The sequence below is a fragment of the Novosphingobium profundi genome (assembly GCF_020524485.1).
Taxonomy (GTDB): Bacteria; Pseudomonadota; Alphaproteobacteria; order Sphingomonadales; family Sphingomonadaceae; genus Novosphingobium; species Novosphingobium profundi_A.
Genome location: NZ_JAIVLF010000006.1, coordinates 419825 through 441015 on the forward strand (window position 1 = coordinate 419825; position 21191 = coordinate 441015).

The window sequence follows — 21191 nt, forward strand, 5'->3', positions numbered from 1 at the left end:
GCCTTCGGGCTCAAGTGCTTTGAACGGCACTGGTCGATCCATCTTGACGCTTTGACGATGGGGGGCACGCGGCCTATGGGAACTCGCAAAAGCACAACAGGTCCCAAGTCCGGGGCCGCGCAACAGGAGCGTTTGATCCCATGGCCGAAATGGTGACTATCCGCGAAGACGACCTGATCGAAAGTGTCGCCGACGCCCTGCAGTACATCAGCTACTACCACCCGATGGACTACATCCGCGCGCTGGGCGAGGCCTACGAGGCCGAGCAGGGCCCCGCCGCGAAGGACGCGATCGCGCAGATTCTCACCAATTCGCGCATGTGCGCCGAGGGCCACCGCCCGATCTGCCAGGACACCGGCATCGTCAACGTCTTCATCGAGTGGGGCCAGAACTGCCGCCTCGAAAGCGACCGCTCGCTGCAGGAAGTGGTCGATGAAGGCGTGCGCCGTGCTTACGGCAACAAGGAAAACAAGCTGCGCGCCTCGGTGCTGGCGGACCCCGCCTTCACCCGTCGCAACACCAAGGACAACACGCCTTCGGTGCTTTCGGTCTCGATGGTTCCGGGCAACAAGATCACCGTCGACGTGGCGGCCAAGGGCGGCGGCTCGGAAGCCAAGTCCAAGTTCAAGATGATGAATCCCAGCGACAACATCGTCGACTGGGTGCTGGAAATGCTGCCCCAGATGGGTGCGGGCTGGTGCCCGCCGGGCATGCTGGGCATCGGCATCGGCGGCACCGCCGAGCACTGCGTCAAGCTTGCCAAGCAGAGCCTCATGGACCCCATCGACATGGGTCAGCTCAAGGCGCGCGGCCCCCAGAACGACATCGAGGCGCTGCGCATCGAGATCTTCGACAAGGTCAACGCGATGGGCATCGGCGCGCAGGGGCTGGGCGGCCTTGCCACCATCCTCGACGTCAAGATCCTCGACTGGCCGTGCCACGCGGCGAACAAGCCGGTCGCGATGATCCCCAACTGCGCGGCGACCCGCCACGCGCACTTCACGCTGGACGGTTCGGGCCCGAGCTACCTCGAAAAGCCCAACCTCGCCGACTGGCCGCAGGTGGAATGGAAGCCGAGCAAGGAAGCCATCCGCGTCGATCTCGACACCCTCACCCCCGAGGACGTGAAGAGCTGGAAGCAGGGCGACCGCCTGCTGCTGAACGGCAAGATGCTGACCGGCCGTGACGCCGCGCACAAGCGCATCCAGGACATGCTCGCCAAGGGCGAGGAACTCCCCGTCGATTTCAAGGGCCGCGTGATCTACTACGTGGGTCCCGTCGACCCGGTGCGCGACGAAGTCGTCGGCCCGGCCGGTCCCACGACCGCAACGCGCATGGACAAGTTCATGGACACCATGCTCGAACAGGGCCTCCTGGCGTGCGTGGGCAAGGCGGAGCGCGGGCCCGCCGCGACCGAGTCCATTGCCAAGCACGAATCCTCGTACCTCATGGCGGTCGGCGGCGCGGCCTACCTCGTGTCCCGCGCGATCAAGGAAGCCAAGGTCGTGGGCTTCGAGGACCTGGGCATGGAAGCGATCTACGAGTTCACCGTCGAGGATATGCCGGTGACCGTGGCGGTCGATTCCGAAGGCAAGAACGTCCACCAGCTCGCCCCGCTGGTGTGGCAGGAAAAGATCGCCAAGGAGCACCTGCTCGCCGACTGAGCGGGAAGACCTTTGCGAACCTGAAGACGGGCGGGCGGCGCAAGCTGACCCGCCCGTTTCGCTGTCAGGGGTAAATATTCAAGGGGCCATTGCCCCTTGACCCCAAAACGGGCGGCCTCACCTTTCTCAAGCAACGCGGCGCGTGGAAGGTGAGCCAGACGGTATGGGGAGCCCGAGGGCGATGGCCCTCGGAACTTTATTTATTTCCCGCTCCTGCCAGGCGATCCGCGCACCTCTCGACAAAAAGCCGTTGCGAACCGACCGGGGAACTGGCCTGATCCCCCTCGCCGGGGGTAAGGCGGGGGAACAATGGCCATCGTATCTGAAAATCCACGCGTTCCTGCGCGCATGGTGCTGCTTTCGCTGGCAGCGCTCTGGGCGTGCTATTTCATCGTCGCGACTGTGCGCGGGGCCTTCATGGGCTTTGATTTCGCCTGGCCGATCATTTCGCGAAGGCTGACGATCTGTCTGCTCTCGATGATGGTCATGGCCGCAGTCTGGCCGCTGCTCCAGATGCTCGACCGCAAGTCGAACCTGGTGCGCCTCGTGATCGTGCTGGTGGGCGCCTTGCCGCTTGCCCTGCTCCTCAGCCTCATCAACGCGATGGTCTTTGCCGACCTGGAAATGGCGATGAAGGCGGCCGACAAGGAAGGCCTGACCCAGATCGACCCGGGCAAGGTCCGCGTGATGCAGGATGAGGCGGGCAACATCCTTGTCGATCTGCCCAAGTCGTCCTCGCGCGATGCCGCGCCTGAGGCGCCGCCTGCACCGCCAGCTCCTCCCGTCACGAGTTCGGCCGTGCCCGATGTCGTTCCCGGCATGAGCGATGATGCCGGCCCGCTGCTCGACGATACCGGCCGCGGTCCTGCTTCGGCGGGCATCATGCCGGGCGCGGAAGGCGGCATCACCATCCGCACCAACGGCGGCGCGCGTGACACCCTGTTCGGGCGCTGGGCGGGCATGGCCGACACGACCTTCGGGCGCTATTTCCTCGTGCTGGCCTGGGCCGCGCTCTATTTCGCGCTCGCCAAGGCGGAAGAGGCGCGGGCGGCCGAGCGGCGCGAGGGCGAATACCGCCGCGCGGCCGAAGCGGCCGAATTGCGCTCGCTGCGCTATCAGGTCAATCCACACTTTCTGTTCAACACGCTGAACTCGCTTTCGGCGCTGGTGATGACCGGGCGCCAGGAGGCGGCCGAGACGATGATCCAGACGCTCTCGACCTTTTACCGCCGCACGCTGAACGGCGATCCCACCAACGACATGCGCCTGCTCGATGAGATCGAGATGCAGAAACTCTACCTCTCGATCGAGGGGGTACGTTTCCCTAATCGTTTGCAGACCCAATTCACGATTGACGAGGACGTCGCCGATGCGATGGTACCGGGCATGATCCTGCAACCGCTGATCGAGAATTCGGTGAAGTACGCGGTCGCGGCCACGCAGCGTCCGGTCACGATCACGATCTCGGCTCGGCGCGGCGAAGGAGAGGACGGTGCGGGCGATCGTCTCGTGCTTACCGTGCGCGATGATGGCCCCGGCGCGCCCTTGAACAAGGCCGACGGGTGCGGCATCGGATTGACCAATGTGCGCGATCGCTTGCGCGCGCGCTATGCGAATACGGCCAGGCTGGCCTACGGTCCGCAGGAGGAGGGGGGCTTTGCGACCGTCCTCGACCTGCCGCTGGAGACCGAACAGGGGGCAGCCTGGGCGAGGGAGACGAGATTTGACGGATAGCAACGCCATGCAGAACGGGGCCAACGACACCGTGACCAGCGCCCCGCTGCGCACCCTGATCGTGGACGATGAGCCGCTGGCGGTGGAGCGTATGCAGGTGATCTGCTCGCGGCTGGGGTCGGTCTCCGTGGTCGGCACGGCCAGCGACGGCGAGGCCGCGCTGCGCCTGTGCGAGGCGCTTCATCCCGATCTTCTGCTGCTCGATCTCACCATGCCCGAGACCGATGGACTGACTGTCGCGCGGCGTCTTGCGCGTCAGGACAATGCGCCCGCGGTGATCTTCGTCACCGCGCACGACGAATTCGCGGTCGAGGCCTTCGATCTCGACGCGGTGGACTATGTCCTCAAGCCGGTGACGCCTGAGCGTCTGGAACGCGCGATCGGACGCGTCATTGCCCGGCGCGGCGAACGCACCGAGCCCAAGAGCGACTGGCTGGAGGAATTCTGGGTGCCGCACCGCTCCGAGCTGGTACGCGTGCCTGCCGACGACGTGCAGCGCATCGACGCCGAGCGCGACTACGTGCGGCTCCACGTGGGCGACCAGAGCTATCTCCTGCTCCAGACCATCACCAGCCTGCAGGAGCGGCTCGACCCGGCGCGCTTCATCCGTATTCACCGCAGCCACATCCTGCGCCGCGACCACGTGACCGGCCTCAAGCACGAGGGCCTGGGCGTGTGGTCGGTCGAGACGACGAGCGGCGACAGCTTGCGCATCGGGCGCACGTACCTGCCCGAGGTGAAGAAGATGGCGGGGCGATGAGCCTGGGCTCAGGAAGAAGGTATTGATTCAAGGGGCCATCGCCCCTTGACCCCAGAACGGGCGACCTCACCTCTCTCTGCCACGGCAGCGCGCCAGACGTGATCCTGACATTATGGGGAGCCCGAGGGCGATGGCCCTCGGAAATCTCTCTTTTCCTGTACCCCGCACACACAAAGAGGCGGGCCGCCAGAGGCAGCCCACCAAGTCGGTATCCGGGTCATTTCTTCTTATGGGACCTCGGGGATGGGGGATCAGCCGCCGTAGCGCTGGGCCTTTTCCTGGTCGCGCATGGCGGCCGCGATCTGGCCGTCGACCTTCTCGGTGGCCTTGCGGTAGCAGGCCTGCGACGAGGAGCTGGGCAGGAAGGAGTCGACCGCGCGTTCGTCCATCCGGCAGACCTTGCGGGCCGTCTTCACGAGGCGGCGTTCCAGGGTCTCCTGGCCTTCGACCGTGCTGAGGTCGAGGTCGGTGTAGTAGACGGTCGCGGTGGGGATGCTTTCCTGCGCGGCGGCGGGGGTGGCGGTAGCGGCGAGGCCGACCATGGCAGCGGGACCAACAAGGGCAGCGGCGAAAAGGGCAGTCTTCTTGAACATCGTGTTTCCTCCTATGGTGAGCAGGTCCGCGATGTGTGTGTCGGCCGGCTCGATGAGTTTCTTCTGCACCCAACCCGCCCCCGCTTCACGCAGGCATCTATGGTGGGTCGTCCAAGGTCGACAAAAGGCACAGCCGGCGGACAAACGACGTTTGTAGTCGACGAACGGCATGGGCCGGAGCCTGCACAAATGCAGGGATGCCCGCGCACGGCGGCGACTCGCAGCCATGATTCGCAAAGGGCCGTGCAGGGCCTTGGTGCAGGCCCGCATGGAGGGGGATTGGCATTGGGGCGCAAGCCGCGTTAGGCTGCGCGATGTGACCATTGCCGTTCTCGTCGTCTTCTGTCTGGGCGTGATCAACTTCGCCGCCCACAAGGCCGTCCTCGAAAGCGGGCATCCGATGTTGGCCCAGGTGCCCTGGCTGCTGAAGCCGCTGGGCGGGCGAGCCAGTCTCCTTGTCGAGTTCGTGATGCTGCTGGGCGCGCTGCTGATGGTCTCGGCCGGATCGCAAGGGTGGGCGCTGCTCTACCTTGTCTATTCGCTGGTCAATGGCGTCGCCGCCTGGCTGATTGTCACCGAGCGGCTGTAATTGCGCAAAGGTGATCCGGGAACCGGCGGGCGTACGGGGCTTTTCGCCAAGCATGGAACAGGCATCGCAGACACCCGCCGCCGTGGCGCAACCCGATGATCCCGCCCCCGGCAGCGCAAAGGCGCGGCGTCTCTGGCTGGTGTGCAATCCGGCAAGCGGCAGCAACGACGCGCAGACCCAGCGCGAGGCGAAGCAGGCTCTGGAGACCGCGGGCTTCGATGTCGCGCGTACGCTGTACTTCCCTGACGATCCCGCCCCTGAAGCCGCGGATCTGGAGGCGCAAGGGGTCGAGGTCGTCGCCACGTTCGGCGGTGATGGTACGGTCCACGCCGTCGTCACGGGCCTGTTCGGCTGGGGCGGGGCGGTGCTTGTGCTGCCCGGCGGCACGATGAATCTCCTCGCCAAAACGCTGCACGGCCCGGCCAGCGCGGACGAGATCGCCGCGCGTCTCGAGAGCGGGGAAGGGCGCCGCGTGCGCACGCCTGTCATCGACACCCGGCACGGAACCGCGCTGACCGGCGTGCTTGCGGGGCCGGGCACGATCTGGAACGAGGTGCGCGAGGCCCTGCGCGATGCGAACCTGGTTGAAGTGGTGGCCACCGCGCGCCAGGCCATCAGCTATTCCACCAACGGGCCCAAGGTCGTATGCGCCGAAACCGATTGCGGACGCGAGGACGGTTATGCGGCGATCACCGTCAATCCGGGCGAGGAGGGCCTCTCCGCGCGCGGCTATTACGCCCAATCGCTGGCCGACTACGCGGGGCAGGGGATTGCGCTGCTCAACCGCAACTTCCGCAATGGGCCGCACGACGATCTTGGCATCCACCAGCGTATTCGCCTCGTCTGCCCGGCGGGCGAGCCGATGGGCCTGCTCATCGATGGTGAACCCTTTGATGGCGAGCCCGAGGAAATATTCGAGCTTGCACCCTGCGAGGTCGATCTTATTGCCACGCGCGAGGTATAGGGCGTGAAGGCGAGTTCCTTCGCGCCGGGGCGAAATGGCCCGAAACGCAGACCCAACGCAGGTGAAAGTGCATGAATGACCGCCCGCTCAAGCTGTTTCATCTGAGCGATATCCACTTCGGGCTCGAGGACCGCAGCGCCCTCGCCTGGGTCGAGCGTTGCATCGAGCGCGAAAAGCCCGATGCCCTTGCCATCACTGGCGACCTCACCATGCGCGCGCGCCACCGCGAGTTCGACGCCGCTTGCGCCTGGATTCAGGCGCTCGATATCCCGGTGACGGTCGAGGTGGGCAATCACGATATCCCGTACGCCAACCTCTACCAGCGTTTCTTCGATCCCTACCGCCGGTTCAACCGGATCGAGCATCTGGTCGAGGCGGAACTGGGCCTGCCGCGTCTCGCCGTGATCCCGCTCAAGACGACCACGCGCGCGCAGTGGCAGCGCTTTCCCTGGTCGAACGGCTGGGTGACGAAGAAGGCGCTGGAGGAAACGCTGGCCGCGATCGACGCGCAGCCCGAAGGCACGCGCATTCTGGTCGCCGCGCACCACCCGCTGACCGAGCGGCGCGAGCGCGACAACAAGCTGCTCACGATCAACGGCACCCGCACGATGGAGGCGCTGGCCGGGCGCAAGGTCGCCGCGATCCTTTCGGGCCACATTCACGATCCCTTCGATCTCGTCGCGGACACGAAGGCGGGCCCGCTGCGGATGATCGGCGCGGGCACGCTCTCGCAGCGCATCCGCTCGACCCCGCCCAGCTTCAACGAGATCGTGATCGAGGGGGATGACATCCGCGTCATCGCGCGAAATCTGGAAGACGTGGCAAGCCGCGACATGATGATCTGCGACGTGCCCGAGAACGCGCTGCCCCCGCGCGATCCCGAAGAGCCGGTGGCGCCTGTCGGCAAGGTGCCCGAAGTCGATCCGCCGGTGAGCTGACCGGAACATGCAAAAAAGAGCCGCAGTTTCCTGCGGCTCTTTTCGTTTGAGGTCGGGTAGAAGAGATAGATCCGAGGGCCATCGCCCTCGGGCTCCCCGAACGGGCTGCCTCACCTCGCGCGCGCATAGGCGCGTGTTAAAGGTGAGGTCGCCCGTTTTGGGGTCAAGGGGCGATGGCCCCTTGAGAATCCTTCATCCTACATGTCCGCCTTCGCGTAGTCGTGGTCGACCGAGCCCAGGCCGTTGATGTTGCTGCGCAGGATCTCGGGCTTGCGCACCAGGGTCACGTGGCCCACGCCGTTGATCTCGATTTCGGCGAGGCGCTTGGGGCCCAGCGTGACATCGCCCGCACCGTTGACCTCGACCTTGACGTCATCGCCGTAGAGCTTGGCGAGATCGATGTTGCCCGCGCCATTGGTGGTGACGGCCATCGTGCGGACCTTGCCCTCGGCTTCGAGGTCAAGCGCGCCATTGGCCTTCAGCGTGAACTGGTCCTGGTCGAGGCCGACCAATGTGACATCGCCCGGTGCGTCGAGATCAAGGCCCTCGATCTCGGGCGCGGTGATGACGACCTTGAGGCCATCGCCCCAGTGGCTGCGGCGCCCATCGAGCTTGAGGCGGCCGTCCTCCCAGACCAGGCGCTCCAGCAGCTTTTCAGGCCCCTTGACGGTCATGCTGGCGGTCTCGCCGCGGGTGAAGCTGAGGTCGACGGGCACTTCCATGGCGATCTGCGATCCGCTCTCGATGGCGAACTCGCGGGTCTTGGTGGGACCCAGGTCCTCGTCCTCGTCGCCGATGTGCCAGCCCCCTTCCTGAGCGAACTCGCGGCGGGCGTCCTCTCCCCCGACGATCCAGGCCCCGGCGAAGGCAACGAGCGAGAGGATCGCGGCGCTGGCGAAGACAATGAGCAGTTTGCGGAACATGATATATCTCCTGCGTGCGCGGTTACTTGTCGGGGTGAATGGCGGGCTCGAGCACCCGGAAGTGCAGGCGGCCGAACCACATCAGGGCGTTGATGACCCAGATGCTGACGAGGATGAGGATCGCCGCGGCCGCGACCGATCCGCTCAGGATGCCGAGACCGGCGAGAAGGGCGACGGCCCAGCCTCCGGGGAAGCCGGTGAAAGGGCCAGCGAGAAGGACAAAGCCACCGGCGATGAACACCGCGATGACGGCCACGAACAGCGCGATGAGCACACCCAGCACGGTCACGATGATCGGCAGCAGCAGGAGGATATCGAGGGAGGCGAGGCCGACGAAGGCGATGATCGCGGCCCAGGCCGAGGACGGCGAGCGCGCCTCCTTCCAGTTGCGCTGGCCGAATTCGAAGCGCAGTTCGCGAGCCAAGCGGGCCGGATCGCCCAGAGCGGCGGCAATCGCCTCCTCGCTGCGGCCTTCAGCCATGCCGGCTTCGAAGTGCTCGGCGTAGTCGGAGAGGATGTCGTCGACGTCCTCGCGCGGCAGGCCCTTGAGCCCGGCTTCGAGGCGACGGATGAATTCAAGACGCGTCATGGCTGGATTCCCCTTCCTGCACGTTCGCGGGTTCGCCGGTGGCTTCCGGCGCAGTGGCGGCGGGCGCATCGCCCGCGATCAGTTCGTCGACCGCGGCGGTGAAACCGCGCCATTCGGTGATCTGCGCGGCCAGGCGCGTCTGGCCGGCTTCGGTGATGGCGTAGTACTTGCGCGGCGGACCGGACGGCGATTCCTCAAGATAGGTCGAGACCAGACCGTCCTTCTGCATGCGGCGCATCAGCGGGTAGATCGTCCCTTCGCCCATATCGACCGCGTCGGCCATGCGGCTGGCGATCTCGTAGGCGTAGCTGTTGCGCCGCGAAAGCAGGGCAAGCACGCAAAGGCCGAGCACCCCCTTCTTAAGCTGGACTTCGATTTCGGACATCGAATCATCTCCTGTCGATGGAGACTGTATATAGACAGCTAGTGTGTGATGCAAGGTACCTTCTTAAAGGAGGTACAGATCCATGCGCTATACCGTGCACGGCAAGATAGAAGCCCTCGGCAGGAACGCGTTTTTGTTCGCGACTTCCGTGACTTCGTCAGGGTCAGGCAGCCCTCGGCCGGGGGTAAACCCTGATATCGGCGCGATGCTGCGCCGGGCCACAGTGGCGTCCTGAGAGGTTGGGGGCTTCCTCGCGCGAATCGTCTTCGATTGCGCAGCTGTCCTTCGGCCCGTGTTCAGAGGAGAGTTCCGCGATGCACGACGACGATACGCCCCATTCCGACAGCCCCCACGCCGCACCCGAGGCGGGCACGCCAAAGGGCATGTCCCGGCGCAAGATGCTTTCGGCCTCGAGCATGGCCGCCGCACTGCCTGCGCTGGGCTCGCTGATCGGCACGCAGAAAGCGCTGGCGCAGGCGGCCTCGGGCCGCAAGCCGAACATCCTCGTCATCTGGGGCGATGACATCGGCTGGCAGAACGTCTCGGCCTATGGCCTCGCGACGATGGGCTACCGCACCCCCAACATCGACCGCATCGGGCGCGAGGGCATCAAGTTCACCGACCACTACGCGCAGCCTTCGTGCACGGCGGGCCGCGCGGCCTTCATCACCGGGCAGTACCCGATCCGGTCGGGGATGACGACGGTGGGCCAGCCCGGCGCTGCACTCGGGCTTCAGGCCGCCTCGCCGTGTCTGGCCGAGGTGATGAAGATGGCGGGGTATCGCACCGGCCACTTCGGCAAGAACCACCTGGGCGACCGCAACGAGCACCTGCCCACCGCGCATGGCTTCGATGAGTTCTTCGGCAACCTCTACCACCTCAACACCCAGGAAGAGGCCGAGCAGCGCGATTACCAGGCCTTCGGCAAGAAGTTCTCGGGCGACCTGGAGACGTACGAGGCGCAGTTTGGCACCCGCGGCGTGATTCACAGCTTTGCCACCGACCGGGACGATACGACTTCGGACCCGCGCTTCGGCAAGGTGGGCAAGCAGACGATCCAGGACACCGGGCCGCTCACCCGCAAGCGCATGGAAAACTTCGATTCGGCCGAGATGATTCCGACCGCGCTCGACTTCATGGGCAAGGCCAAGGCCGCGAACGAGCCGTTCTTCGTGTGGATGAACACCTCGCGCATGCACGTCTACACGCACCTTGACGATGAGTGGCGCTACGCGGCCGAGAAGTACACCTCCGAGGCCGACCTTCACGGTTCGGGCATGATGCAGCATGACCGGGACGTGGGCACCGTGCTCGACTGGCTTGCGCAGCAGGGCATCCTTGATGATACGCTGATCTGGTACTCGACCGACAACGGCCCCGAGCACGATTCCTGGCCGCACGGCGCGACCACGCCGTTCCGCGGCGAGAAGATGACCACCTACGAGGGCGGTGTGCGCGTGGTCTCGATGCTGCGCTATCCGCGCATGATCCCACAGGATCAGGTGCTGAACGGCATCCAGGCCCATCAGGACATGTTCACCAGTCTCGCTGCGATTGCCGGTGTTCCCGATGTGAACAGCCGGATGCTGAGCAGCAAGAAGCAGTATATCGATGGCGTGAACAACGTGCCCTACTGGACCGGCCAGCAGGAAAATTCCAACCGCGACCACATCTTCCACTACTACGAGAGCAAGCTGACCGCGGTGCGCATGGGGCCCTGGAAGATCCACTTCTCGACCAAGGAAAACTACTACGACAACCTGGTCCCGCGCACGGCGCCGCTCATGTTCAACATCCGCATGGACCCCTTCGAGAGCTACGATTCGGTCGATGCCTACGGGCACCTGCTTCAGAAGGTCTCGTGGCTGATGCAGCCGATGGGCGTCTTGATGAACAAGCACCTCAAGACTCTGGCGGAATACCCGCCGGTGCAGGGCGGGGCCTCGTTCGACATGTCCAATGTCGTGGCCGAATTCATGGAGCAGGGCCTCCAGTAACGCGATTGTCCCTCCCCCCGGGAGACCGTGGGGGCCATCCTCAAGCATGCCCCGGAGCGGTCGCGGCCGCTCCGGGGTCTTTTTTGGGGCTCAGCTCTCGATCCGGGCGATCTGGCGGTCGTGCCAGGGGGTAAGGAGGGTCAAGGCACAGATTGCGCCCACAAGGCACATGAGCATGTCCCACTGGGTGTCCCAGGGATCGCCCTGGGTGCCCAGGAATGCCTCTGCGCCCTGACCCAGCGCCATGGCCGCGCCGAACTCGATCAGCTCGTAGGCGGCGCTTACCGCCAGGCAACAGGCCGTGACCAGCACGCTGGAAAGCCATCCGGGCGCAAGGCCGCCCCGGCGCAGCAACAATTCGCGCAGCACGATTGCGGGCACGAAGCCTTGCGCGAAGTGGCCGATCCGGTCGTAGGGATTACGCGCGAGGCCCAGCAGGTCCTGCAAGGTAAAGCCCAGCGGCACGCGCGCGTAGGTATAGGCGCCCCCCAACATGAGGACGAGGCCATGCAGGCCCATCAGCGCCAGCGAGAGGCGGGTGAGGGGCAGGCGGCTGCGCGTGGCCCAGAGCACGGGTAGCGCGATCAGGACGGGGGCCACCTCCATCAGCCAGGTCGAGCGCTCGTACGGGCTCCAGCCCGAGGCCAGAAGGCCCGCCAGCCAGAGGAGGGTGAGGGCGGTGAGGTCGCGTAGGGTGGTCCGGTGCATTCCCGACAGGATTGGCCAGATACCGGGGGGCATGCAAGCCCCGGTGCTGCAACGCGCGCCCAAGGGGCGTAGGCATGAAAAAAGGGCCGCGGTTGCCCGCGACCCTCTTTTCGTAAACCGGTGCGTCGGTCCGTTCGAAACTTAGCGCTTCGAGAACTGGAACGAACGACGGGCCTTGGCGCGGCCGTACTTCTTACGCTCGACCACGCGGCTGTCGCGGGTGAGGAAGCCGGCGGCCTTGACCGTGGCGCGCAGGACCGGCTCGTACTTCGAGAGCGCCTGCGAGATGCCGTGCTTCACAGCGCCGGCCTGACCCGAGAGACCGCCGCCCTTGACGGTGGCGACGACATCGTACTGGTCTTCGCGCGCGGTGATCTGGAACGGCTGGGCAATGACCAGGCGCAGGGTCGGACGTGCGAAGTAGACTTCCTGGTCACGGCCGTTGACGGTGATCTTGCCGGTGCCGGGCTTGATCCACACGCGGGCCACGGCGTCCTTGCGGCGGCCGGTGGCGTAGGCGCGGCCCTGAGCGTCGAGTTCCTGCTCGCGCAGGGGAACGTTCGAGACGACGGGGGTGAAACCCTGCTCTTCAGCAGCAGCTTCTTCGGTCGCGACTTCGGTGCCGAGGTCCTTGAGGTCGGACAGGCTCTGGACGGTATCAGTGTCGGACATTAGGCACCCACCTTGTTCTTACGGTTCATCGAAGCAACGTCGAGGGCTTCGGGCTGCGTACCACCGTGCGGGTGCTCGGTGCCGGCGTAGACGTGCAGGGCGCGCATCTGGTCGCGGCCCAGCGGACCACGGGGGATCATGCGTTCCACGGCCTTTTCAAGCACGCGCTCGGGGAAGCGACCGGCGAGGACCTTGTCCGCGGTGACTTCCTTGAGGCCGCCGGCGTAGCCGGTGTGCTTGTAGTAGGTCTGCTGCTTGAGCTTGTTGCCGGTGAAGCGGACCTTCTCGGCGTTGATCACGACGACGTGGTCGCCGCAATCGACGTGCGGGGTGAAGCTCGGCTTGTGCTTGCCGCGCAGGAGGTCGGCGATGATGACAGCCAGACGGCCAACCACCAGACCTTCGGCATCGATCAGATGCCACTTCTTTTCCACCTCGGCCGGCTTGATCGACCGGGTGACCTTTGTGAGCGCCTTCATGGCTGGTCTATCCCTTGTGTTTCGTGCGCGCGTCCGGGGGATTGGCGCTGGCGCGAATCCGTCCCGTACGCGGGAAGTGGCGCCAATTCGTCGAAATCGGGCGCCAAGTCAAGCAGGATGCGGCTTTGCGAAGAGGTAATATGATACCGCATGGCATCGTATGGCACGTTGCTCGTGCGATCTGCAGGACGAATCTGTCCGGGCCGGCTCAGGTTTGCGCAGGTTTGAACAGGCAGGGGTCCACGGCAGGCTTGGGCATGGTCTGGGGGCCGCCGGTACCGATTCCCCACTGGTCCATGATCTGGGGGGCAGGCTCGTGGACCTTCGCCTCGTGGGTGTCGAAGTCGACCTCGTCGAGTTCGGAGGTGTATTCGACGGCAAAGCCGCCCGGTGTCACGAAATAGCTGAAGGTGTTGTTGCCCGCCGTGTGTCGGCCCGGCCCCCAGCGCAGATCGGTGCCGCGCTTCTGCAGGCGGCTGGCGCCGCGCATCATGTCATCGAGGCTGAGCATGTCGTAGGCGACGTGGTTGAGACAGGGCGGGCCCGGCAGAATGGCGATGCGGTGATGGGCCGCGTTGCAGCGCAGGAAGCACATGAAATCGCCCAGCCAGTCCGAGACGCGAAAGCCCAGCACATCGGTGAAGAAGCGCACCATTGCCTGATGGTCGGGCGAATGCAGGACAATGTGGCTGATCTTCACGGGCACGCCCTCCCAGTGCGCGAGGGCACGTTTGTCGAGCGGCGCGACCTCGGCCGAGATCTCGAAGGGCAGGCCATCGGGGGAGAAGAAGCGGAAGCCGTAGCCGCCTCCGGGCGCGTCGAGCGGGCGGGGCGCGTGGATGATGGAGCACCCTGCGTCCTGCACCGCTGCATGGAGGGCATCGACATCGGCCCTGTCGGGGGCGGCCAGGGCAATGACCTCCACGCAGTTCGTTTCGCGGCGGTGGAGGCGCAGGACGTGGTGTTCATCGTGCCCCTGCGCCTTGAACCAGGCGGTGTCCTCGTTGGCGGCGACTTCCACCAGGCCCCAGTCCTCGGTGTAGAAGCGGCGTTCGGCGTCGAAGTCCTCGACACCATAGCCGACATAGCGAATCTCGGTCACGCGGCTCATAGGGCGGCCTCTTCCTTCTTGCGTTTCTCGATGATGCGGCGCGCGCGCGTGCCGCCGGTGTCGATGCCGAGCGAGAGCGGTTTGCGCTCCCAGAAGTCGGCGCCGTCGGTGTTGGCGTAGGCGGCCTCGATGATCGGCTTGTCCTCCTCGCCAAAGGCCGCGCCCATGAGACCGGCCAGCATGGCATCGCCCTCGGGGGAGGGGGGACCCTGCCGCGTGGTCGCCCAGAAGTAGTGACTGGAGCCCTGCGTTTCGGGGGTGAGGATATGCGCCTGGTGGGCAATCACGCCCTCGGCGCGCTCGCCGCCCTGCGGGCAGGCGCCGACCTGCAGGTACATGCTGGCGGGCGCTTGCCAGCGCATGTCCAGCCAGTGGTCGGTGATCATCGCTGGGTCGTAGATCCCGAAGGTGTGCGCGGGCGCGGGGATCGCGGGCATCCACCAGTTGGAATGGAGCTGGTCGCCCTGCGCCTTGACCTCGTGGGTCCCTGCAAAGATCACGCCGCGCCCGGCAAAGGTGCCCTTGTGGACGAACTCGATGTGCGAGAGGTCCATCAGGTTGTCGGTGCCGTACTCGTAGTTTGCCGCCATCGGCATCACGCCGGTGATGGGGGCATGGCCGTCGATCACGATGGCCGAAAAATCGGGCACCGGGGTGCCTTCGGCGCGCGCCGGATCGCCGGGCCAGAACCAGACGATGTGGTCGCGCTCGACCACGGGAAAGCTGCGCAGCTGCGCGCCCGCGGGGATCTTCTCGGAGAAGGGATTGCGCACGCACTGGCCCGCGGCATCGAAGGTGAGGCCATGATAGGGGCACACGATGGTGTCGCCCTCGCGTTCCCCCTTGCTGAGCGGGGCGTAGCGGTGCGGGCAGCGGTCGACCAGCGCTACCGCGGTACCGTCCTGTCGCCGCATGAGCAGTATCGGCTCGCCGAGCAGGCGGCGGCGCAGCATGTCCTCGCCGACTTCATGGCTCCAGGCGGCCATGTACCAGGCGTTTTCGAGGAAGGGTTTCGTCTCGGTCATGTCGAAAGTCCTGTGCTTGGACGCTCAGTAGGCGTCCATGTCGTCGGCGATCTCGAAGGGCCCTGAGTAGGCGGCGGAGAGGGTGGTGAGGTAGGCAAAGTGCTCGGGGCTGCCTGCGTCCCAGCCCGAGAAGTGCGTGACGACCAGTCCGCCCACGTCCGCGCGCGCGGCGAGCGCGCCGAGGTCTGCGGGCGAGAGATGGTGGTGCGCCAGATGCGTCTGCATGGCCTGCAACTGCCCCTCGGGAATACCGGGGTTGGCTGCGATCAGGCGCGCGATGGTGAGCGGAATGTCCATCATCTCGGCAACCAACAGGTCCGCGCCTTTCGCGAGCTCTTCGAGCCGCGCGCTGGGGCCGGTGTCACCCGTGTAGACGATCGCGCGGCCCGGCAGGTCGAAGCGCAGCGAGAGCGACTGGAAGCGCTGCGCCATCGCGCTGCCCTCGGGGAAGCTGTAATGGGTGTTGCGCGCCGCGGTGACGGTCATGCCGTCCACCTCGATCCGGTCCCCATCGCGCAGTTCGCGCACCGTGATGCCCGCGCGGTGATCGACGGGCGGTGCGCCTTCCACGCCATAGTTCGCGGTGACCCCCGGGACCATCGAGGCGAGCAGCCCCTCGACCAGTTCGCGCGTGCCGGGCGGCCCGTAGATGGTCAGGGGATCGCGCGCGCTGGTCTGGAAGCGCAGGCCGAGGACGGCCGCCAGGCCGCCGGTGTGGTCGAAGTGCAGGTGGCTGAGGAAGATCGCGTCCACCGCGCGCGATTGCACCCCGGCCTGCTCCATTCGCCCCGCCGCGCCATCGCCCACGTCGACGAGATAATCCTTTCCGGCAAAGCGCAGCAGGTTTGCAGGCTGCGAGCGCTCGGGCACGATCACGGGCCCCGCATTTGTGCCCAGCGTGATCCAGGTTCCCAGCCCCTCCCTGTCAGGGGCCGGCTCCTGCGCCGCGGCGGGCGTACCGGCTGCGGCGAGAAGGAGAAGGGGGAGGGGGAGGGCGCGGCGGGCGAGCGTGCGAAGAGGGCGCATCAGAACGTGTACCCGACCCGCAGGCCATAAGTGCGCGGAGGCTCGTAGGCGGAACTGGCGACGTTGCCCGCGCCCAGCTGATAGGTCGACTGCACGGCCTGGTCGGTCAGGTTGCGCACGAAGAGCATGACCGTGACGGGAACCTCGGTCGGCTCGAAGCGGATCGAGGCGTCCATCTTGAAGTCCGCGCCGCTGTCGCCGGTGGGCAGGTAGGCAAAGCCGATCACGCGGTTGGCGCGGTAGCGCCCGTCGAGCGAAAAGGTGATGTCGAGCGGATCGAGTTCAAGCTTCTGCTGGACACCCAGGTTGAAGCTCCACTTGGGCGCGTAGAGGGCAGGCTTGCCCGAGCAGTCGATGTCGAACGAGCGCACAGGCTCGGAAACCTGGGTGTAGCCACAGCCCGTGATCGGGGTGAGGAAGTAGGGCGGGTCGCCTTCGTCGGACAGGTCGATCTGGTTGTACTGGAAGCTGTCGTAGGTGGCGTCGAGGTACTGCGCGCCGCCATGGACAAGCGTGGTGGCACCGGCCAGCCACTGGAAGTCCATCTCCACGCCCTTGACCGAGGACTTGCCCACGTTGCGGGTGTAGAAGGCGTTGTTGCCGTTGTCGTCGAGCCCCAGCGCGGCCAGCTGCTGGCCCCGGTACTTCCAGTAGAAGGCTTCCAGGTTCAGCTGCAGGCTGTTGTTGAAGAAGCTGTTCTTCGAACCCAGCGTCCAGGCGTCGATGAACTCGGGCGCGTATTCCTCCTGCCCGAAGGTGATGTTGAAGCCGCCGGCGCGAAAGCCGGTCTCGAAGCTGGCGTAGACGAGGTTGTCGGGGCTGGCGTCGAATTCGACCGCGGCGCGCCAGGTCACTTCGCGGTCGCTCGCCGCGCGGTCGATCACGGTCGGGGTAATCGCCATGATCGCGGTGGGACCCATGGGACCGAACGGGCCGAAGGGGAAGGCGCCGTAGGGGGCAGGCGCATCGAGCGGGCTTCCTGCCGGGAACAGCCCCGGGGCGTACTGCGCGAGCGAATCGCGCAAGGTGAGCCCGACCGGCACGGTGGGCAGGTCGGGGCAGCTGGGCTGGCCGGAAGGCAGTTCGGTCAGACAGATCGCGGCCAGCGAATCAGCCTGGGCCACGATGTCGCGCTTCTCGTCCGAATAGCGAAGTCCGCCCACGAGCCGCAGCGTATCGGTGAGGCTCCAGGTGACGCGTCCGAAGGCGGCCAGCGAGCGGGTGTGCGTGTCGAAGCTGTTGAAGGTGGTCGTCGAGAACTGGTTGAACGAATTGACGCCCTTGACCGTCTCGTCGAACCAGTACCCGCCCAGCAGCCATTCGACAGGGCCGCTCGTGCCCGAAAGCCGCGCCTCAAGGCTGTACTGCTCGGCGGTGTCGGAGTTGATCGCGGCCTTGAAGGGGGGGCCGTTGAACTGGTTGTCCAGCTTCGAGTGGCGATAGGCGGGGATCACGACGAGATCGACCCCGCCCAGATCGACGTTCACTTCGGCGTTGAGGCCCCAGTATTCATCGTCACGGCGCGGATAGGCATAGCCGGTCAGCGGCGCGAAGAGCGGGGCCGCGGTGGCCGTGTTCTCGATGAAGTCCAGAGCCTCCGGCGCGAATAGGCCGGTGTAGGGCGCGCGCACGTTGTCCGGGGCCTGCACGTGAAGCCAGTTGCGGACCGTCGCCCCCGGATTGAAGGGGGTGAAGGTGTAGACGCCTTCCACATTGAGGCCGGGCCCTGTGCCCTTCTGGGTCGAGTAGTCGGCCGAGACGCGCAGGTTGATCGCGGGGCTGAGCTCGGCATAGATCTGCCCGCGCAGGGCCAGATCCTTGGCCGCGCCGGTGCCGTCCGAGAAGTAGCCGTCACGCTCGTTCACCGTCCCGGCAAGGCGCAGGGCGACATCGTTGCCGAGCGGCGCGTTGACCATGCCCGTCAGCTCATAGGCATCGTAGTTGCCGTATTGCGCGCTGACCGAGCCTTCCGAGACGCCCAGCTGCGGTGCGTTCGGGATCACGTTGATCGCGCCGCCCGTGGCGTTGCGTCCATAGAGCGTGCCCTGGGGGCCTTTCAGCACTTCCACGCGGTTGACATCGAGGAAGGAGGCGACGGTCGAGGAGGGGCGCCCGATGTAGACGCCGTCAATGTTGAAGGCGACAGCCGGGCTGGTGTAGCCGTTGTTCGCGAAGTTTCCGACGCCGCGAATGAAGTAGCCGGTGTTCGCGCCGCCGCCTGCCGCGACATAGAGCGCGGGCGCCACGGTGTTGAGCTGGGTCGCGTCGGCGACGCCGCTCTGGACCAGCTGGTCACCGCTGGCCGCGTTGATCGCGATGGCCGCGTCCTGCAGGGTTTCGGCGCGGCGCTGTGCGGTGACGATGATGGCGTTGAGCCCGAAGGTCTCGCCTGTCTCGGAGGTCTGTGTCTGGGTGGTCTGGCCCAGGGCGGGCTGCGCCAACAGGGCAAGCGTCATCGCCGTGCCGGCGACCAGAGGCATACGCATCGGTTTCTCTCTCCCTAACGGCAGCTATTTTACGCTGCACTTGCCATACGTTCTTTCACCGCTCAGACTATCGGTCCAATTTTTTGTTTTTCTCGATAACTACAAATGGAATGAATGCATCATGCGGATGGATCATTTCGACCTTAACTTGTTGGTTGCATTCGAAGCTTTGCTTCAGGAGCGCAGCGTGACGCGCGCGGCGAAGCGGCTGAACGTGACGCAATCGGCAATGAGCGCCTCGCTCAAGCGCCTGCGTGAGAGCTTTCACGACGACCTTCTGGTGCTCCACGGCAAGAAGATGATTCCCACCCAGCACGCGCTGGCGATCGCGCCCGAAGTCAGCGATGCGCTGATACGCCTCAAGGGGCTGATCGCGATGAGCACGCGGTTCGATCCGGCGGTGTCCCGGCGACTGTTCTTCGTGAATGCCTCGGACTACATCACCACGGTGCTGCTGGTTCCCCTGGTCGAGGTCCTGCAACGCGAAGCGCCGGGCATTCGCCTCAACCTGTCCCTCCCCGATATGGACAGTGCGGACAAGCTGGAGGCGGGCGAGGTGGACCTGATCCTCACGCCCGAGGAATTCATGGACTGCGACCATCCACGCGAACTCCTCTTCGAGGAGCGCTTCGTTGCCGTGGGCGCGCGTGACAACCCCCTGCTGGATAACGAACTGACGCGCGAGGGCTTCCTCGCAGCAGGGCACGTGGCGGTGCGCATCGGCAATCAGGATACCTTTGTCGAAGGCGTGCTGAACACGCTCGTTCCCGAGCGCCGGATCGAGGTCTGCGCGCAGTCGTTCATCCAGGTGCCCTGGTTATTGCGCGGCACCAACCGCCTGTCCGTCATGCATGAGCGGCTGGCACAGACCGCGGCACCCGTGCACGAGCTCGCCATCGCCGAGCTTCCCTTCCATGTCCCCAACATGCGCGAGATGATGCAATACCATGTCGCGCGCACCCACGATGCCGGGCTGAGCTGGCTGCGGGAACGCATCATTCGTTTCGCCCGCCAGCTTGCGCCGCAGCCCGGCCTGAGCGTGCCGGCAGGTTGACCTGCGTGCCCGTCAGGCGCGCCCGCGCGCCCGGGTGTTAGAGCTCGCCCAGCCAGCCCAGTGTGGCGGGTGCGCCCGCATCGCAGATCCAGCCCAGCACGGCGGGCGTGTCGTAGGGGTGGATCTCGCCAAGGCGCGCGACGGCGGCCTCGAGCAGGTCGGCGCGGGTCTTGAGGAGCAGGCCGACTTCGCGCGCGGTGTCGATCCGGCCCTCCCATTCGAACACGCTGGTGACCCCCGGGATCACGTTGCCGCAACCGGCGAGCTTCTCTTCGACGAGGGTGCGCGCGGCTGCGAGCGCTGTGGCTTCATCGGGGCAGGGACACCAGACAAGCGCGCCGGAAAGGGGCGCATCTGCCATGTCAGGCTGCGCTCAGCAGGTTGACCGGGTCGCGGCGGCCCAGGGCATGGGCGCCCCACACCACGCTCATCACCAGCAGCGCGGCGCAGACCTGGTGGGCGACCGCCAGCCACAGGTTCACACCCGACCAGATCGTCGCGATGCCAAGCAGTATCTGCAGGCCGAAGGCCATGTGGATCGCCACCGAGGCCGGGCGCTGGCGGATCGCGCGCAGGCGCCGCCCCATGACGACGAGAATCGCCACGACGACCCAGGCCCACCAGCGGTGCAGGAAGTGGACGAGGAAGGGGTCGTTGAAGAGCGCATGGAGGAGCCCGCCCGAGGCATCGATGCCCTCGGGGACGAGATGCCCCTGCATCAGCGGCCAGGCGTCGAGGTGGAACCAGCCCGCGCCCGCCACATACCCTGCGCGCATCCCAGCGACGAGCGCGCCGTAGAACAGCTGGATCGCCAGTGCGGCGAGCGCCACGAAGGTAAAGCGCCCGAGCGAGGAGCGCGGCGTGCCCTGTTCGAGCTGTTTCAGGTCGAGCGCGGTCCAGACAAGCCCGCCCAATGTCAGGAGCGCGGTCAGGAGGTGGGCGGCCAGGCGGAAGTGGCTCACCCGGTCGAGCGCGTCGGGGGAGAGCCCGGAGGAGACCATCCACCAGCCCACCGCGCCTTGAAGGCCACCCAAAGCGAGGAGGGCGAGCAGGCGCGGCTTGTAGCCAAGCGGGATCGTGCGGCGCACCCAGAACCAGATCAGCGGCAGCGCGAAGACCAGCCCGATGATGCGCGCGATCAGCCGGTGCGCCCATTCCCAGAAGTAGATGAACTTGTAGTCGGCCAGCGTCATGCCTGCCGGCCCGTTGACATCGAGGTACTGCGGGATCTGGCGGTACTCGGCGAACTCGGCCTGCCACTGCGCGTCGGTCAGCGGGGGCAGGGCGCCGGTCACCGGCTTCCACTGCGTGATCGAAAGGCCGGATTCGGTGAGACGCGTGATCCCGCCGATGGCCACGATGAGCACGACCAGCACGGCGACGGTGAACAGCCAGCGCACCATCGCGCCGATGTCGTCGTGGGTTCCGATGAGAGGGCGACCGTCCATGTTCTTCATGGGGACTCTTCCTGAGCCCTTGCCGCAGGTTACGCAA

The 21191-nt window shown here is 66.0% G+C and carries 21 protein-coding genes; 8 read left to right on the forward strand and 13 right to left on the reverse strand.

The features are described 5' to 3' along the window. The first annotated feature begins 140 nt into the window (after window positions 1-140). The 3 genes from LC060_RS18380 (at window position 141) to LC060_RS18390 (ending at window position 4158) form a co-directional block, all read left to right on the forward strand. On the forward strand, window positions 141-1664 hold the full coding sequence (locus tag LC060_RS18380) for a fumarate hydratase (protein ID WP_199904351.1): 1524 nt from the start codon (window positions 141-143) through the stop codon (window positions 1662-1664). 309 nt (window positions 1665-1973) lie between these two features. Continuing rightward, complete coding sequence (locus tag LC060_RS18385) at window positions 1974-3398, forward strand: sensor histidine kinase (protein ID WP_226638155.1); 1425 nt, start codon at window positions 1974-1976, stop codon at window positions 3396-3398. Window positions 3399-3405: 7 nt separating this feature from the next. Beyond that, entirely contained in the window at window positions 3406-4158 is a 753-nt protein-coding gene (locus LC060_RS18390; RefSeq protein ID WP_226638247.1) for a LytR/AlgR family response regulator transcription factor, read from the forward strand. A 251-nt stretch (window positions 4159-4409) separates the two neighbouring features. Here LC060_RS18390 and LC060_RS18395 read toward each other — a convergent pair whose 3' ends face one another. Then, on the reverse strand, window positions 4410-4751 hold the full coding sequence (locus LC060_RS18395) for a UrcA family protein (RefSeq protein ID WP_226638157.1): 342 nt from the start codon (window positions 4749-4751) through the stop codon (window positions 4410-4412). Between the two features lie 316 nt (window positions 4752-5067). Here LC060_RS18395 and LC060_RS18400 point away from each other — a divergent pair, with 316 nt between their 5' ends. From LC060_RS18400 to LC060_RS18410, 3 genes are all read left to right on the forward strand, one after another. Next, window positions 5068-5340 (forward strand): hypothetical protein, encoded by a 273-nt coding sequence (locus tag LC060_RS18400; RefSeq protein WP_226638158.1) that lies wholly within the window; start codon window positions 5068-5070, stop codon window positions 5338-5340. A 52-nt stretch (window positions 5341-5392) separates the two neighbouring features. Beyond that, window positions 5393-6304, forward strand: a complete 912-nt coding sequence (locus LC060_RS18405; RefSeq protein WP_226638159.1) for a diacylglycerol/lipid kinase family protein — start codon at window positions 5393-5395, stop codon at window positions 6302-6304. A 71-nt stretch (window positions 6305-6375) separates the two neighbouring features. Further along, window positions 6376-7242, forward strand: coding sequence for a metallophosphoesterase family protein (locus LC060_RS18410; RefSeq protein WP_226638160.1), 867 nt, complete (start codon window positions 6376-6378; stop codon window positions 7240-7242). A gap of 197 nt (window positions 7243-7439) precedes the next feature. On the opposite strand, the gene LC060_RS18415 is transcribed toward LC060_RS18410, so the two are convergent. From LC060_RS18415 to LC060_RS18425, 3 genes are read right to left on the reverse strand one after another with little or no spacing between them, the layout of a single operon-like run. Beyond that, the gene (locus LC060_RS18415) at window positions 7440-8165 is read right to left on the reverse strand and encodes a GIN domain-containing protein (protein WP_226638161.1); all 726 of its coding nucleotides are present in this window, start codon (window positions 8163-8165) and stop codon (window positions 7440-7442) included. Window positions 8166-8187: 22 nt separating this feature from the next. Beyond that, window positions 8188-8754 (reverse strand): DUF1700 domain-containing protein, encoded by a 567-nt coding sequence (locus LC060_RS18420; RefSeq protein ID WP_226638162.1) that lies wholly within the window; start codon window positions 8752-8754, stop codon window positions 8188-8190. After that, window positions 8741-9139, reverse strand: a complete 399-nt coding sequence (locus LC060_RS18425) for a PadR family transcriptional regulator (RefSeq protein WP_039389858.1) — start codon at window positions 9137-9139, stop codon at window positions 8741-8743. The genes LC060_RS18420 and LC060_RS18425 overlap by 14 nt, the downstream gene beginning before the upstream one ends. Before the next feature lie 314 nt (window positions 9140-9453). Between LC060_RS18425 and LC060_RS18430 the strand changes: the two genes are divergently transcribed. Further along, complete coding sequence (locus LC060_RS18430; RefSeq protein ID WP_226638163.1) at window positions 9454-11136, forward strand: arylsulfatase; 1683 nt, start codon at window positions 9454-9456, stop codon at window positions 11134-11136. Window positions 11137-11226: 90 nt separating this feature from the next. On the opposite strand, the gene LC060_RS18435 is transcribed toward LC060_RS18430, so the two are convergent. The 7 genes from LC060_RS18435 to LC060_RS18465 all read right to left on the reverse strand — a co-directional run bounded on the left by LC060_RS18435 (window position 11227) and on the right by LC060_RS18465 (window position 18643). After that, a complete protein-coding gene (locus tag LC060_RS18435) occupies window positions 11227-11844 on the reverse strand; it encodes a DUF2238 domain-containing protein (protein WP_226638164.1) in 618 nt (205 codons plus the stop codon). Between the two features lie 141 nt (window positions 11845-11985). Continuing rightward, window positions 11986-12516, reverse strand: coding sequence for a 30S ribosomal protein S9 (rpsI, locus tag LC060_RS18440; protein ID WP_226638165.1), 531 nt, complete (start codon window positions 12514-12516; stop codon window positions 11986-11988). Continuing rightward, window positions 12516-12995 (reverse strand): 50S ribosomal protein L13, encoded by a 480-nt coding sequence (gene rplM, locus LC060_RS18445; protein WP_039389852.1) that lies wholly within the window; start codon window positions 12993-12995, stop codon window positions 12516-12518. Before rplM ends, rpsI begins: the two co-directional genes overlap by 1 nt. 208 nt (window positions 12996-13203) lie before the next feature. After that, entirely contained in the window at window positions 13204-14106 is a 903-nt protein-coding gene (locus LC060_RS18450) for a VOC family protein (protein ID WP_226638166.1), read from the reverse strand. Then, the gene (locus tag LC060_RS18455) at window positions 14103-15131 is read right to left on the reverse strand and encodes an aromatic ring-hydroxylating dioxygenase subunit alpha (RefSeq protein WP_226638167.1); all 1029 of its coding nucleotides are present in this window, start codon (window positions 15129-15131) and stop codon (window positions 14103-14105) included. Before LC060_RS18455 ends, LC060_RS18450 begins: the two co-directional genes overlap by 4 nt. Window positions 15132-15155: 24 nt before the next feature. Continuing rightward, on the reverse strand, window positions 15156-16157 hold the full coding sequence (locus tag LC060_RS18460) for an MBL fold metallo-hydrolase (RefSeq protein WP_226638168.1): 1002 nt from the start codon (window positions 16155-16157) through the stop codon (window positions 15156-15158). Further along, a complete protein-coding gene (locus tag LC060_RS18465; protein WP_226638169.1) occupies window positions 16157-18643 on the reverse strand; it encodes a TonB-dependent receptor in 2487 nt (828 codons plus the stop codon). The genes LC060_RS18460 and LC060_RS18465 overlap by 1 nt, the downstream gene beginning before the upstream one ends. Between LC060_RS18465 and LC060_RS18470 the strand changes: the two genes are divergently transcribed. Continuing rightward, entirely contained in the window at window positions 18618-19697 is a 1080-nt protein-coding gene (locus LC060_RS18470) for a LysR family transcriptional regulator (protein ID WP_226638170.1), read from the forward strand. The two genes, LC060_RS18465 and LC060_RS18470, sit on opposite strands and share 26 nt — an antisense overlap. Before the next feature lie 37 nt (window positions 19698-19734). Here LC060_RS18470 and cutA read toward each other — a convergent pair whose 3' ends face one another. Both cutA and LC060_RS18480 read right to left on the reverse strand, forming a co-directional pair. Continuing rightward, on the reverse strand, window positions 19735-20058 hold the full coding sequence (cutA, locus tag LC060_RS18475) for a divalent-cation tolerance protein CutA (RefSeq protein WP_226638171.1): 324 nt from the start codon (window positions 20056-20058) through the stop codon (window positions 19735-19737). A gap of 1 nt (window position 20059) precedes the next feature. After that, window positions 20060-21154 (reverse strand): COX15/CtaA family protein, encoded by a 1095-nt coding sequence (locus LC060_RS18480; RefSeq protein WP_226638172.1) that lies wholly within the window; start codon window positions 21152-21154, stop codon window positions 20060-20062. Between the last annotated feature and the right edge of the window lie 37 nt (window positions 21155-21191).

Coding starts and splice junctions, on each gene's coding strand:
- LC060_RS18455 (WP_226638167.1), bottom strand. CDS start 15,131: ATGACCGAGACGAAACCCTTCCTCGAAAACGCCTGGTACATGGCCGCC.
- cutA (WP_226638171.1), bottom strand. CDS start 20,058: ATGGCAGATGCGCCCCTTTCCGGCGCGCTTGTCTGGTGTCCCTGCCCC.
- LC060_RS18480 (WP_226638172.1), bottom strand. CDS start 21,154: ATGAAGAACATGGACGGTCGCCCTCTCATCGGAACCCACGACGACATC.
- LC060_RS18385 (WP_226638155.1), top strand. CDS start 1,974: ATGGCCATCGTATCTGAAAATCCACGCGTTCCTGCGCGCATGGTGCTG.
- LC060_RS18415 (WP_226638161.1), bottom strand. CDS start 8,165: ATGTTCCGCAAACTGCTCATTGTCTTCGCCAGCGCCGCGATCCTCTCG.
- LC060_RS18405 (WP_226638159.1), top strand. CDS start 5,393: ATGGAACAGGCATCGCAGACACCCGCCGCCGTGGCGCAACCCGATGAT.
- LC060_RS18465 (WP_226638169.1), bottom strand. CDS start 18,643: ATGCGTATGCCTCTGGTCGCCGGCACGGCGATGACGCTTGCCCTGTTG.
- LC060_RS18450 (WP_226638166.1), bottom strand. CDS start 14,106: ATGAGCCGCGTGACCGAGATTCGCTATGTCGGCTATGGTGTCGAGGAC.
- LC060_RS18395 (WP_226638157.1), bottom strand. CDS start 4,751: ATGTTCAAGAAGACTGCCCTTTTCGCCGCTGCCCTTGTTGGTCCCGCT.
- LC060_RS18380 (WP_199904351.1), top strand. CDS start 141: ATGGCCGAAATGGTGACTATCCGCGAAGACGACCTGATCGAAAGTGTC.
- rplM (WP_039389852.1), bottom strand. CDS start 12,995: ATGAAGGCGCTCACAAAGGTCACCCGGTCGATCAAGCCGGCCGAGGTG.
- LC060_RS18435 (WP_226638164.1), bottom strand. CDS start 11,844: ATGCACCGGACCACCCTACGCGACCTCACCGCCCTCACCCTCCTCTGG.
- rpsI (WP_226638165.1), bottom strand. CDS start 12,516: ATGTCCGACACTGATACCGTCCAGAGCCTGTCCGACCTCAAGGACCTC.
- LC060_RS18410 (WP_226638160.1), top strand. CDS start 6,376: ATGAATGACCGCCCGCTCAAGCTGTTTCATCTGAGCGATATCCACTTC.
- LC060_RS18425 (WP_039389858.1), bottom strand. CDS start 9,139: ATGTCCGAAATCGAAGTCCAGCTTAAGAAGGGGGTGCTCGGCCTTTGC.
- LC060_RS18430 (WP_226638163.1), top strand. CDS start 9,454: ATGCACGACGACGATACGCCCCATTCCGACAGCCCCCACGCCGCACCC.
- LC060_RS18420 (WP_226638162.1), bottom strand. CDS start 8,754: ATGACGCGTCTTGAATTCATCCGTCGCCTCGAAGCCGGGCTCAAGGGC.
- LC060_RS18460 (WP_226638168.1), bottom strand. CDS start 16,157: ATGCGCCCTCTTCGCACGCTCGCCCGCCGCGCCCTCCCCCTCCCCCTT.
- LC060_RS18390 (WP_226638247.1), top strand. CDS start 3,406: ATGCAGAACGGGGCCAACGACACCGTGACCAGCGCCCCGCTGCGCACC.